Origin of the sequence: Corallococcus sicarius, assembly GCF_003611735.1 — a bacterium.
Lineage (GTDB): Bacteria > Myxococcota > Myxococcia > Myxococcales > Myxococcaceae > Corallococcus > Corallococcus sicarius.
Window position 1 is genome coordinate 1 of sequence record NZ_RAWG01000285.1, and the last position, 12,715, is coordinate 12,715.

Here is a 12,715-nt window from a genome sequence, read left to right on the forward strand (position 1 = left end):
GGCAGGGGCGGGGGCGGGCGTGCCGCCGAGCAGCCAGCGGAAGAGGAACACCGCCAGCGCCGCGCCCAGGAGCTGCGCGGCGATGAAGGACTCCACCTCCAGCGGGTTGATGACACCCACCTGGGCGCTGGCGGCGCGGGCCAGCACCACCGCCGGGTTGGCCAGCGAGCGCGAGTCGGTGAACCACACCGTGGCGGCGACATAGCCCGCGATGGCCAGGGGCGTGGCGGAGGGACGCGTGCGCACGCAGCCGCGCACCACCACCAGCAGGCCGAACGTCACCACCATCTCCGTGAGGAACCGGGCTCCGTCGGCCGCGGGCGCACGCGCGGTGAGCAGCAGCGGCTCATGGCTCATGACGTGCGCGATGAGGCGCCCCAGCAGGCTGCCGCCCAGCTGCGCCAGCGCGTACAGCGGCACCTCGCGCCAGGGCGTGCGGTCCCCCAGCGCGTCGGCGAAGGTGAGGACCGGGTTGAGGTGCGCGCCCATCGGCCGCAGCACCCACAACAGGCACGCCAGCACCGCGCCGCACGACAGGGACATGAAGAGGCGGCCCTCGGTGGCGCTCGCGCCCAGGTGCTCCGCGACGTGGTGCGAGCCCTCCAGCGCCACCACCACCAGCCCGCAGCCCAGCGCTTCCGTCACCAGACGGCGTCGCAGGTCCAGGGGCGGGGGCGTGGGAGGCACTCCCATTGCTATGCCTCGCGGGACTGACACCGTCAACGCCACGGGCCGCGCGTCCGTTGAGCGCGCGGACGTTGCGCCGCCGGGCGCGGGCGTGGTCTGTGCTGCGGCATGCCCGGTGAGTTCGACTTCATCCAACGCTTCCTCGCCTGCTTCCCGAAAGCCCGCGTGCCGGTGGGCCCCGGGGACGATTGCGCGGTGCTCGCGCCGTCAAAGGGCGCGTTGTGCGTCACCACCGACGCCGTGGTGGAGGACGTGCACTTCACCCGCGCGACGTTCTCGCCCGCGGACATCGGTCACAAGGCGCTCGCGGTGAACCTGTCGGACCTGGCCGCGATGGGCGCCGCGCCCCGCTGGTTCGTCTGCGCGCTCGCGCTGCCCGGGGACTTCCCCGCGCGGGAGCTGTCCGCGCTCGGCCGGGGCATGGCCGCGCTCGCGAAGGCGCACCGCATCGCGCTCGTGGGCGGCAACTTCACCTCCGCGCGCGAGCTGTCCGTCACCCTCACCGCCACCGGCGAGCTGTCGCACGCGCCCATCACCCGCGCGGGCGCGCGGCCCGGGGACCTGCTCTACGTCTCCGGCACGCTGGGCGACGCGCGCCTGGGCCTGAAGCAGCTCCAGGCCGGCGTCCGGCGGGGAAGCGCCGTGCGCCGCCAGCGCCGCCCCGAGCCCCGCGTCGCCCTGGGCCTCCTGGCCGCGCGCTTCGCCTCCGCCGGCCTGGACGTGTCCGACGGGCTCGCCCAGGACCTGGGTCATCTTTGCGCCGCGTCCCGGGTGGGGGTGGCCCTGGAGTTGGACCAGTTGCCCGTGTCGCCCGCGCTGCGCGCGGCGCTGGGGCCCCGGGAGGCGCTCCTGCAAGCGCTCCAGGGGGGCGAGGACTACGAGCTGCTCCTGGCCATTCCCCCCGCGCGTGCCCGAGCGTTCGAGCGGGCGTGTGGCCGCTCCGGGGAGCGGGTGACCCGGGTGGGTGAGCTCACGCGAGAGCGTCAGTGGAAAATTCGCGACGGCGCGGGCAGGCCCCTGACCCCGCCTGAAGGATTTGATCACTTTGCCCGGTCAGGCAGGCACATCCGGGCGGATGATTGACCCGTACCGGAGAGCAAGGCTAAACCGCTGGACTTGCTTCCTGCCCCTGCCCGCTGAAAGCACCCCGTGCGCCGCCCCCTTCGCGACGACCCCTCCTCTGGTCTCACCCCCCGACGCGAGCCCGTGCAGCGCCTGCTGCGCGCCGTGGACGGACCCAAGGTCGTCCGCGAGCAGTCCCTGCACCGGAAGATCACCACCGGCTACATCGTCCTGGGCCTCCTGCTGGGCACGTGGCTGCTCTGCACGGAGCGCATGTTCGATGCGTCCTGGGGCTACTGGAGCTTCGTCATCCGGGTGAGCGTGGGCGTGCTCATCACCTTCGGCGGCGCGGCGTTCCTGCCGTCCCTGCTGGCCCGCGTCACGCGCGTGAAGGTGCTCAGCCGCTCCGCGTTTGAAATCTCCCAGGGCGACCTGTCCAAGCCCGTGGCGGCGGAAGTCCACAGCACGCGCGACGAAATCGACGAGCTGACGGGCGCCATCTCCCGCATGCAGGAGAACCTGCGCGAGCTGGTGGGCAAGATCCAGGACACCGCCAAGAGCGTGGCGGACACCGCCATCGACCTGCAGCGCTCCGCGGAGAACGTCAACGGGTCCACCGAGGAGGTGGGCTCGTCGATGGAGAAGATCGCCAGCGGCGCGGAGACCCAGTCGCAGCTCGTGTCCCAGGCCTCCAAGGTCATCACGGAGATGGCCGGCAGCATCCAGCGCACGGCGGTGAGCGCGCTCGACGCGGCCCGCACGTCCGCGGAGACCAGCAGCGGCGCGGAGGACGGCTCCAAGGCGGCGCGGCTCGCGGGCGACAAGGTGAAGAAGGTCTTCAACCGCATCGAGTCCGCCAGCCAGCAGGTGTTCGCCTTCGGCGAGAAGACGCAGGAGATCTCCAAGATCGTCGACGCCATCACCCAGGTGGCCCAGCAGACGAACCTGCTGGCCCTCAACGCCACCATCGAAGCGGCGCGCGCGGGCGAGTACGGCCGCGGCTTCGCGGTGGTCGCGGACGAGGTGCGCAAGCTGGCGGAGAGCGCGGGCCGCTCCGCGGAGCAGATTTCGCGCCTGGCGCGCGACATCTCCGGCCAGTCCACCTCCGTCGTGAGCGCCATGAAGGAAGGCATCGCGGAGCTGGCGGAGGGCCGCGAGGACCTCACGGACATCATGCGCTCCATGGGCGCCATCACCGACACCGCGCGCAAGGGCGCGGAGAAGGTGAACCTCATCTCCGACAGCACCCGCGAGCAGCTCAAGGGCAGCGAGCAGATGGTGAAGGCCATCGAGGAGATCAAGCTCGTGGCGCGCAACAACGCCAGCTCCACGGAGGCCATCCAGGCCGTCATCCAGGAGCAGACGGCCGCCGTGTCGCGGATGACGTCGCTGGCGAGCGAGCTGACCAACCTCTCCGTGGAATTGCAGAGCGTGGTGCGCAGCTTCCGCCTGGGGCCCTGACACCGTGCGGCACGTCATCTTCCGGGTGGAGAAGGAGCGCTACGGGCTGCCCCTTTCGGCGGTCCGGGAGGTCGTCGTGCCTCCGGAGCGCTACACCCGTGTACCGCGCGCCCCCGCCGCCATCACCGGGGTGATGAACCTGCGCGGTCGCGTGGTGACGGTGGTGGAATTGCGGCAGCTTTTGCATCTTCCAGAAGGCCCCACGCCGCTGTGCCGCGTGGTACTCCTGGACCGGGGGCGCCGGGATTTGGGGCTCCTGGTGACGGACGTGGATGGCATCGAGGCGGTGGAGCGCGTGAGCGCGGCACCGGGGAAGGTCATGCCGGCGGTACGCGGTGTTGCCCGCCTGGGCGGTCTGGGAGTGACCGTGCTGGATCCCGAAGGACTTGATGCGGCGGTCGTTGCCTTGTTCACTCCCTCCAAGTGAGTAGCCCCCTGGAAACGGCCGGTGATAGGGTGCGCTCCCTCTAGGCCTGAAACGGAGGCGGAGTTCTTCACATGGCTAAGCGGGTGCTGGTCGTCGACGACGCCATCTTCATGCGCAACATGATCAAGGACATCTTTGCGTCTGGAGGGTTCGAGGTCGTCGGTGAGGCGGCCAACGGCCTGGAGGCCGTGGAGAAGTTCAAGGAGTTGAAACCGGACCTCACGACGATGGACATCGTGATGCCGTTCAAGAGCGGAATTGAAGCGACGCGGGAAATCATCAAGGCCGACAGCAGCGCGGTGGTCATCATGTGCTCCGCGCTCGGTCAGGAGAGTCTGGTGATGGAGGCCATCGAGGCGGGCGCCTCGGACTTCATCGTCAAGCCCTTCCGGGCCGAGGACGTGCTGGCGGTCGTCAAGAAGGTGCTGGGCGAGGCCTGACAGACGCAGGACCGCGCCCGCCCGGGTCGCGGTCCCGTCCGCCGGATGGGAGGTACCGGGTCATGACGATGGACATGTCCCGGTACCTGGGCCTCTTCATCTCGGAGGCCACGGAGCATCTGGAAGCGCTGGGGCGCGACCTGGTGGCCCTGGAGCGCGAGGCCACCGCCGACACCGTGGACTCCATGTTCCGCCACGCCCACTCGGTCAAGGGCATGGCGTCCTCCATGGGCTTCGAGGCCATCGCCATGCTGGCGCACCGGGTGGAAGACCTGGTGGATGCCGTGCGGCAGGACCGGAAGCTGCTCGACCGGGACCTCGTGGACCTGCTGCTGAGCGCCGCGGACACGCTGATGGCCCAGGTGCGCGCCGTCGCGGCCAGCCGTGAGCCGGAGGCGGCGGCCCCGTTGCTGGAGCAGCTGAGCGTGCGGGTGCGGGCGCTCACCGGCCATGCCCCCGCGGTGACGCGCGTGGCCCAGGTCACGCTGCGCAAGCCGGGCGACCCCCCGGCGGAAGAGGACCCGGACCCCGCGGCGCCAGCGGCCGTGACGCCAGGGACTCCCGACGTGGCGGTGGGGTCCACGGCGCTGGCGGTGATGCCGCCCGCCAGCCTGATGCCTCCGCGCGACCTGAGCGCCCCTGAAACGCTCTACGGGGCGCCGGGCGCGCGCCCCCGGACGGACGTGCCGGCGGAGGCCGAGCTGCTCTCCTCCGTGGCGACCCTGGGCGCGAACCTCAAGGTCCTCGCCAACGTCGATGCGGACGGGCCTCCCAGCGCGCCCCGCTGGTCCGTGCGCCTGCGCATCTCGCCCACCTGCCAGGTGCCGGGCGTGCGCGCGTTCCTCGTGCACAAGCGGCTGTCCACCCTGGGCACGCTCGTGGACCTGCGGCCTCCCCTGGAGGAGCTGAAGGCCGGGCGCATCCCGGACGGCTTCATCCAGGTGGAGCTGGACACGGCCGTGGGCGAGGCCGGCATCCAGACGGCCCTGCGCAACGTGGCGGAGGTGGAGGTCGTCTCCGTCTCCCAGGCCGTCCCTGAACCGCCCATCCTCGCCATCACCTCGCAGACGGCGGACAGCGCGCGCGCCAGCGCCGACGCCAGCTCCCGCACGGTGCGCGTGCGCACGGAGCTGCTCGACTACTTCCTCGACACGGTGGGCGAGCTGATGCTCGCCACCGCCCGCCTGCGCGAGGTGGGCAAGGTGTTGCCGGAGGTGTCGCGCCCCGCGCTGGAGGAGGGCGTCTACCGGCTGCACACGCTGGTGAAGGACCTGCACGACAAGGTGATGAGCGCGCGCATGACGCCGCTGTCGCTCATCACCGACCGGCTGCCCCGCGCCGCGCGCGACCTCGCCCGCCGCAAGGAGCGCGAGGTGGAGCTGGTCATCACCGGCGCGGAGATTGAGCTGGACCGCGCCATCCTCGACGAGCTGGCGGATCCGCTGCTGCACCTGTTGCGCAACTGCATCGACCACGGGCTGGAGGCGCCCGAGGAGCGGCTGGCCGCGAAGAAGTCCGTGCGCGGCCGCGTGCTGGTGACGGTGCGCCGCGCGCGCGACCGGGTCATCATCGATATCGAGGACGACGGCCGGGGCATGGACCCCGCGAAGCTCAAGGCCTCGGCGTTGAAGCGCGGGCTCATCACGGAGGAGGCCGCCGCGCGCATGGCGGACCGTGACGCCTTCCTGCTGTCGTGCCTGCCGGGCGTGTCCACCGCCAAGGACATCACGGACATCTCCGGGCGCGGCGTGGGCATGGACGCCGTCAAGCGCGTGGTGGAGAGCGTGGGCGGCACGCTCGAAATCGAGAGCGAGCGCGGCCGGGGCACGTGCTTCACCCTGCGGCTGCCCCTCACCGTGGCCGTCGTGCACCTGCTCCTCGTGCAGGTGGGCGAGGAGGTCTTCGGCCTGCCCATCGCCAAGGTGGTGGGCGCGACGGAGGCGGATCCGGACGCCCTCAGCCGCAGCCGTGAGACGGCGCTCCTGCCCCACGGCAACGGCCTGCTGCCGGTGCACCTGCTGGAGGTGCTCCTGGGCGTGCCCGCCTCGCCCCGCCCGGGTTTCCGGCCTTTCGTGGTGATGGAGGGCGACGCCGGCACCGGCAAGGTGGCGCTGGCGGTGGATCGCCTCCTGGGGCAGGAGGAAGTCGTGCTCAAACCCTTGTCCCGACCCCTGGACTTGCTGCCAGGGCTGTCCGGGGTGACCATCCTGGGCAGTGGCCGGCCGGTGTTCATCCTGGACGTCCCGAGGTTACTGACCGCGTGAGCCCGCCCCTGCCCAGCGACGCCCAGCTCGACGCCCTGCGCGAAGTGGCCAACATCGGTTGTGGTCATGGCGCCAACGCCCTGGCCCGGTTGGTGGGGGGCCGCGTGGACCTGTCCCTCCCGGAGGTGCGGCTGACGAGCGTCTCGGAGGGACCGGCCCTGCTGGGCGAGGACGGCCCCGCCGTCGCCGTGCGCCTGGGCATGACGGGCGAATTGCGCGGCGCGCTGGTGCTGGTGCTGTCGCCCCGGGACGGGGAGGCGCTGGAGTCGGTGCTGGTGCGAGGCCAGCCCGCGTCCCCCGAGGAGCGGGAGAGCGCGCTGGCGGAGGCCGCCAACATCATCGCCAGCGCGTGTCTGTCCGCCATTGGACGGCTGACCGGCTGGCGGCTGCTGCCCACGGTGCCCCAGCTGGAGCGCGGCCCGGTGCGGCCGGTGCTGGCGGGTGTGCTGGGGGACGTGCAGGCCAGCCCGGGCCCGGTGGTGGTGCTGGCGGCGCGCTTCACCGCCGCGGCCCCCATGTCCATGTCTGGCACGTCCGTCGGCGGGCAGATGCTCCTGGTGCTGGAGCGCGGAAGCACCCAGGCGCTGCTGGCGCGGCTGGGCCTGTAGTCCGGGAGGCGGCTGGGGTAGACGGTCGCCCATGGACGAGAAGGCGCTGCGACAGCTGCTGGGTCAGGTGAAGACGGGCAAGGTCACCCTGGACGACGCGGTGGGCAAGCTGAAGGACCTGCCGTTCGCGGAGCTGGGCTACGCGACGCTCGACACGCACCGCAACCTGCGCTTCGGCTTCCCGGAGGTCGTGCTGGGCGAGCCCAAGACGGTGGAGCAGCTGCTGGGCATCGTGGGCGCGCTGGTGGAGCGCAAGCAGACGGTGCTGGTGACGCGGCTGCAGCCGGACAAGGCGGAGGCGCTGGTGGCGCGCTTCCCCAAGGGCGTCTACCACCCGGTGGCGCGCATCTTCCACCTGCCCCAGCGCAAGGTGAAGGCGGGGCTCGTCGCGGTGGTGACGGCGGGCACGAGCGACATCCCCGTGGCGGAGGAGGCGGCGCTCACCGCGGAGGCCATGGGCGCGGAGGTCCGGCGCGTCTACGACGTGGGCGTGGCGGGCATCCACCGGCTCCTGCGCCGGCGCGAGGAGATTCAAGAGTGCCACGTGGCGGTGGTGGTGGCGGGCATGGAGGGGGCGCTCGCGAGCGCGCTGGGCGGCCTGGTGGGAATCCCCGTGGTGGCGGTGCCCACGTCGGTGGGCTACGGCGCGAACCTGAAGGGCATCTCCGCGCTGCTCGCGATGGTGAACTCGTGCGCCGCGAACGTGGCGACGGTGAACATCGACAACGGCTTTGGCGGCGGCTTCTACGCGGCGCTGATTTCGCGCACGAAGGGACGGCGCTGAGCCATGCGACGCATCCTCTACCTGGAGCCCGTGGGCGGCATCGCCGGGGACATGTTCCTGGCGGCCGGCATCGACCTGGGCGTGTCACCGGACGCGCTCACCCAGGCGCTCTCCGGCCTCAACGTCCCGGGCTGGAAGCTGGCGGTGTCGCGCGCGGTGCGCCACGCCATCAGCGGCACGCACCTGGACGTGGTGCTGGACGCGAAGGAGGCGCACCCGCACCGCGCCTACGCGGACATCCGCCAGCTCATCGAAGCGGCCACGACATTGCCGGAGCGCGCGAAGGCGCGGGCCCTGGCGGTGTTCCGCGCCATCGGTGAGGCCGAGGCGAAGGTGCACGGCGTCTCCATTGACGCCATCCACTTCCACGAGGTGGGCGCGGTGGACTCCATCGTGGACATCTGCGGCGCGGCGGTGGTGCTGGAGCTGTTGGGGGACCCGGAGGTGCACGCCGCGCCGCCGCCCCTGGGCAGCGGCACCATCCGCGTGGCCCACGGGCAGATGCCCATCCCCGTGCCCGCGACGCTGGAGCTGCTGCGCGACGTGCCGGTGCGCTTCGAAGGCGTGGGCGAGTTGACGACGCCCACGGGCGCGGCGCTCCTCAAGGTGCTGACGAAGATTGGCCACCCGCCGGACTTCATCGTGGAGAAGGTGGGCTACGGCGTGGGGACGAAGGACTTCCGCGACCGGCCCAACGTGCTGCGCGCGTCGCTGGGCCGCGTGGAGGCGCACGCCACCGAAGGGCTGTGGGTGGTGGAGGCGAACCTGGATGACGCCACGCCGCAGCTCCTGGGCCATCTGGTGGAGCGGCTCTTGGAGGTGGGCGCGAAGGACGCGTGGGTGGCCCCGGTGGTGATGAAGAAGGGGCGGCCGGCGCACCTCTTGGGCGCGCTGGTGGAGGGCGGGCTGCGCGAGGTGGTGGTGGACACGGTGTTGCGCGAGTCCACGTCGCTGGGCGTGCGCTACCACCGGGTGGAGCGCCACGCGCTGGAGCGCGACTGGGTGGACGTGGAGACGCCGTGGGGGAAGGTCCGCGTGAAGCGGGGCCTGCGCGACGGCCGGGTGCTCAACGCGCACCCGGAGTTCGACGACTGCGTCCGCGTGGCCCAGGCCGCAGGGGTGCCGGTGAAGCAGGTGATGGCCGCCGCGCTGGCGGCCCTCACGGCCTGAGCTTCGGAGCGGCTCCGGAGCGGCTTCGGGGGCTACATGGGCTGGGCGAGGGTCATGATGCCGAAGCTCGCGCCGCCGGGGTCGGCGACGACGGCGACGCGGCCGTAGGGCGAGTCCATCGGCGCCATCAGCACCTTGCCGCCCAGCCGGGCGACGGTGGCCGCGGCCTCGTCGGTGTTCTTCACGGAGAAGGTGCTCATGCAGTGCGGGGGCATGTCGGCGGGCGCCTTCATCACGCCGCCGACCTCCTTCCCGTGCCGCTTCAGGATCCAGTACTGCATGGACTCGTCGGGGATCTTCTCGGCGGTGAGCCCGAAGAGGGCGCAGAAGAAGTCGCGGGACTTCACGTCCTCGGGCGTCATCACCTCGTGCCACGCGGTGCTGCCGGGCTCGCTCACCAGGCCGGCGCCCGGGAACTGCTTCGGCTGCCACAGCCCGAAGGACACCCCGGTGGGGTCCTGACAGAAGGCCATGCGCCCCGCGTCCATCACGTCCATGGGGGCCATCAGCTCCCGGCCGCCCAGCTCCTTCACGCGGGCCAGGGCGCGGTCCACGTCCTCCACGCTGAAGTAGAGGTTCCACATCGGCGGGAAGGGCGCGTCCTTGGAGCGCTGCATCAGCGCCGCCACGTCGTGGCCCTTCTGCCGGGCCATCGTGTAGTAGCCCGTTTCCTCCGTCCCCACCTCGAACGTCCAGCCGAACAGCTCCCCGTAGAAGGCCTGCGCCTTCTCCCGGTCCCAGGCCATCAGGTCCACCCAGCACACCGTGCCGGCTTCATGCTGCGTCATCGTGGGCATGCGTCCGCTCCTCTGGAGAGAGAACCCGAAGGTGCTCGGGCGGCGCGGACCGTAACAGAGCCCTGGAAGGCAGCTGAACGGATTTTCAGTGCCGTGTCGCGTCAGCGCAGCGGCTGACGCAGGAGCCCCTGCGCGAAGGCATCCGTGTTGCCCGCCACCACACACACGGGCAACCCCTCCACCACGCCGCAGCGCGCGCCCGCGTCCAGGAAGGGGCGCAGGTGTTCGGGCAGCACCACATAGGCTGTGGCAGCGTCCAGCCCGTCGCGGGGCAGGCGCGCGTGGCAGTCCGCCTCCAGCGCCTGCGGCGTGCGGGAGGCGTAGCCGCTGTTGAAGGTGAGCTTCAGCCGGTACGCCTGATACGCCAGCGCGTTCACCAGTGGCTCGTCGTAGCGGCACACCCACTGCGCATGGGGCGGGAAGAGCGCCAGGTGCTGATAGGGCCCCTGGAGCGCGGCCCATTCCGGGGACTGGAGGCGCTGGAAGTGCACGGGCTTGAAGAGGGCGCTCTTGTCCTCGCGGCCGTCGTACGCCTGCACCGCCAGCGCCACCGTCAGCGCGGCCATGGCCACGGCGGGGACGGCGCGCCACAGGCGCACCACCGTCAGCACCGCGCCCACGACGAGCAGGTAGTGCAGCGGCCACACGAAGCGGCCGGAGGCGCGGAACGCGTTCGTCGCCTTCGCGAGCGGCGCGTACAGCGCGCCCAGGTCCGCCACCGGCTGCCCCAGCCACGTCACGCGCGAGGACAGCGCGTAGACGCCCATCAGCAGCACCACGAATGCCGCGGGCAGGACGCGGCGCCAGTCCACCGTGCGCGCTTCACGCGGGCGCAGAAGGACGCTCATCACCGCGAGCACGCAGAGCAGCAGCGCGCCCGCGCCCAGGTAGCCGAAGCCCTCGCCCTGACGGGGCCCCGCGGGCAGGTCCGGCAAGAGGCGCGACCAGCCCAGCGGGTTCACCAGCGTGGCCAGGTCCGAGGAGAACTCCCCGAAGCCCTCCGCGCCCAGCCCCTGTCCGCCGAAGTAGCCGAAGGCCGCGAACAGCAGCACGTCCAGCCCGATGATGCCCACGCACGCGCCCGCGACGCGCCCAAGGCCGAGTTTCCGGCTCCAGACGAGCCGCACCCCGAGCGCCAGCGTCAGCGGCACCAGCATGGCCACCCAGTACGGGTGCGTGCCCGCGGCGATGGCGTTGAAGAGGGCCGCGAGCCCCAGGCTCCGCGTCGCCGTGCGCGCGTCCGGCGTGTCGCGCAGGTGGAGCCACAGCAGGGCCACCAGCAGCCAGTGCGCGCACAGCGTGGGGTGGCTGAAGCGCGCCGCCATCACCGGCGACAGCGCCAGCAGCGTGCCGCCCAGCGCCACCGGCACCGCGCGCGGGGACACCGTCTCCACCAGCCGCGCGCCGAAGTACCCCATCAGCGCGTAGCACAGGCCCAGCCACGGCCCGGTGTACTGGAAGTCCGCGGGCAGCAGCGCGGAGAAGGGCTTGAGCAGGACGGCGGCCCACGGGTTGCCGTCGGTGAGCGCCACCGACGTGCCGTAGGGGAAGAAGTGGTTGGGCGCCGCGCCCAGCGGCAGCTGCCAGTCCGCGTTGCGGAAGAAGAGCCAGCCGAAGATGTGCGCGGCCCAGTCCTCGCGCATCATCCAGTCGATGCGCGTGGGCGGCAGCACCGCCCCGCCGCCCAGCCACAGGAACCAGCCCAGTCCTCCCAGCACCGCCAAGGCGCGCGCCACGATGAGGGCGCGGGGCGTGGAGGCGTGGGGCAGGGGCGTGGGGACCGGAGGGTTCGGGTTCAGCGACATGGACGGGATGGAGCCTCGCGGCAGGGGCGGCGACTGTAGGCGCCGGCTTCCGGGCCCCGCAACCGGACCCGGTCCCTACGGGCAGTAGCGCGAGTAGCGCAGGCCGCGCGTGACCTTGTCGGGACCGCCATCCGTGGGGGTATAGGTGATGTACGGGGAGCCCACCCGCACCACGCCGTGGTCAGCCACATGCAGCGCGGCGCCCACGGGGATGGCCACCCCGCCATCCGACGACTCCAACGGCACCCAGGGCGTGGCGCTCCCGCCATCCATCCCGGGCGTCAGCGCCCGCACGGACATGCGGCTGAACCGCCTGAACTCCTGGTCCTGCAAGAGCGCATGTGACGGGCCGTCATCCCCCATGTGCAGCGCGGGCGAGTAGCTCTGGAACGCGCCCATGAACTGCCGCTGCCACTCACCGCCGTCCTTCACCCACCACCAGGTGCCCGCGGCGTCGGAGCCCAGCACGTGCGGGCGCCCCCGCGCGTCCAACTGGAAATGGAAGCGCGGGCGCCCCGCCTCGGAGGGCACCTGCCAGTCCAGGGGCTCCACCGTCCAGGCGCCCGTCGCGTTCGTCGCGTACACGGGGGTGCTCCAGAAGGAACCCCTGCGGAGGAAGAGGATGTGGAGGTGGTCGGAGGCATCCACCGCCAGGTGCTCCAGCTCCCCCGCCCGCCCCAGCTCCGGCAGCGGGAAGGTGCGCCAACCCGCGGTGCCAGGACGAAGCCCGTAGACGTAGATCGTCCCCTGTTGGGGCAGGGTCTGCTGCATCAGCACGTGCAGCCCTCCCCACGCATCGAAGGCGAGCCCGGCGGGGATGCCTTGCAGCAGCGGGTACAGCTCCCACGTGCCTGACCGGTCATGCGTGTAATAGACCCAGTCATTCTGCGTGAAGAGGACGTGGGAGGCCCCCAGGGAGTCCCTCACCATGCGCAGGGGCTGGTAGCTCAACGCGTCGCCGATGCGCCGGGGCGCGTCGCCTGGATTCGTGCTGCCCACGTAGAGCCGCGAGGCCTTCACGTACGCGAAGTGGCCCACGCCCTTCGCATCGAAGAGGAACACCATCTCCGCGTTGTCCGCGCCCTCGTCCAGCAGGCGCGTCGTCCACCCCGGCTCCAGGCACTCGGGGTCGATGGGGCCCGCGTCCGTTGGCCCCGCGTCCGTTGGCCCCGCGTCCTCCGGTCCCGCGTCCTTCGTCCCCGCGTCCCCC

General features: G+C 71.9%; 12 protein-coding genes. 8 read left to right on the forward strand and 4 right to left on the reverse strand.

Annotation, left to right across the window (positions count from 1 at the left end):
* Positions 1–693: aquaporin (locus D7X12_RS32115; protein ID WP_208719417.1), on the reverse strand; the 693-nt coding region annotated here is incomplete at its 3' end.
* A 102-nt stretch (positions 694–795) separates the two neighbouring features.
* Here D7X12_RS32115 and thiL point away from each other — a divergent pair.
* The 8 genes from thiL to larC all read left to right on the forward strand — a co-directional run bounded on the left by thiL (position 796) and on the right by larC (position 8,903).
* Positions 796–1,770: a thiamine-phosphate kinase gene (gene thiL / locus D7X12_RS32120; protein WP_120629050.1), complete on the forward strand. Its 975-nt coding sequence runs from the start codon at positions 796–798 to the stop codon at positions 1,768–1,770.
* Positions 1,771–1,836: 66 nt separating this feature from the next.
* Positions 1,837–3,210 (forward strand): methyl-accepting chemotaxis protein, encoded by a 1,374-nt coding sequence (locus D7X12_RS32125; RefSeq protein WP_120629051.1) that lies wholly within the window; start codon positions 1,837–1,839, stop codon positions 3,208–3,210.
* 4 nt (positions 3,211–3,214) lie between these two features.
* Positions 3,215–3,637, forward strand: a complete 423-nt coding sequence (locus D7X12_RS32130; RefSeq protein ID WP_014400068.1) for a chemotaxis protein CheW — start codon at positions 3,215–3,217, stop codon at positions 3,635–3,637.
* Positions 3,638–3,708: 71 nt separating this feature from the next.
* Positions 3,709–4,077 carry a response regulator gene (locus D7X12_RS32135; RefSeq protein WP_014400067.1) on the forward strand — a complete coding sequence of 123 codons (369 nt, stop codon included), beginning with the start codon at positions 3,709–3,711 and terminating at the stop codon, positions 4,075–4,077.
* Positions 4,078–4,139: 62 nt separating this feature from the next.
* Positions 4,140–6,341, forward strand: a complete 2,202-nt coding sequence (locus tag D7X12_RS32140; RefSeq protein ID WP_120629052.1) for a chemotaxis protein CheA — start codon at positions 4,140–4,142, stop codon at positions 6,339–6,341.
* Positions 6,338–6,949: a chemotaxis protein CheC gene (locus D7X12_RS32145; RefSeq protein ID WP_120629053.1), complete on the forward strand. Its 612-nt coding sequence runs from the start codon at positions 6,338–6,340 to the stop codon at positions 6,947–6,949. Before D7X12_RS32140 ends, D7X12_RS32145 begins: the two co-directional genes overlap by 4 nt.
* Positions 6,950–6,980: 31 nt before the next feature.
* Positions 6,981–7,733 carry a nickel pincer cofactor biosynthesis protein LarB gene (gene larB, locus D7X12_RS32150; protein ID WP_120629054.1) on the forward strand — a complete coding sequence of 251 codons (753 nt, stop codon included), beginning with the start codon at positions 6,981–6,983 and terminating at the stop codon, positions 7,731–7,733.
* 3 nt (positions 7,734–7,736) lie between these two features.
* The gene (gene larC / locus D7X12_RS32155) at positions 7,737–8,903 is read left to right on the forward strand and encodes a nickel pincer cofactor biosynthesis protein LarC (RefSeq protein WP_120629055.1); all 1,167 of its coding nucleotides are present in this window, start codon (positions 7,737–7,739) and stop codon (positions 8,901–8,903) included.
* 32 nt (positions 8,904–8,935) lie between these two features.
* On the opposite strand, the gene D7X12_RS32160 is transcribed toward larC, so the two are convergent.
* The 3 genes from D7X12_RS32160 to D7X12_RS32170 form a co-directional block, all read right to left on the reverse strand.
* Positions 8,936–9,700 (reverse strand): VOC family protein, encoded by a 765-nt coding sequence (locus D7X12_RS32160; protein ID WP_120629056.1) that lies wholly within the window; start codon positions 9,698–9,700, stop codon positions 8,936–8,938.
* Positions 9,701–9,801: 101 nt separating this feature from the next.
* Positions 9,802–11,505 carry a DUF6311 domain-containing protein gene (locus tag D7X12_RS32165; protein WP_120629057.1) on the reverse strand — a complete coding sequence of 568 codons (1,704 nt, stop codon included), beginning with the start codon at positions 11,503–11,505 and terminating at the stop codon, positions 9,802–9,804.
* 75 nt (positions 11,506–11,580) lie between these two features.
* On the reverse strand, positions 11,581–12,715 hold a 1,135-nt coding region (locus D7X12_RS32170; protein WP_208719420.1), incomplete at its 5' end, for a hypothetical protein.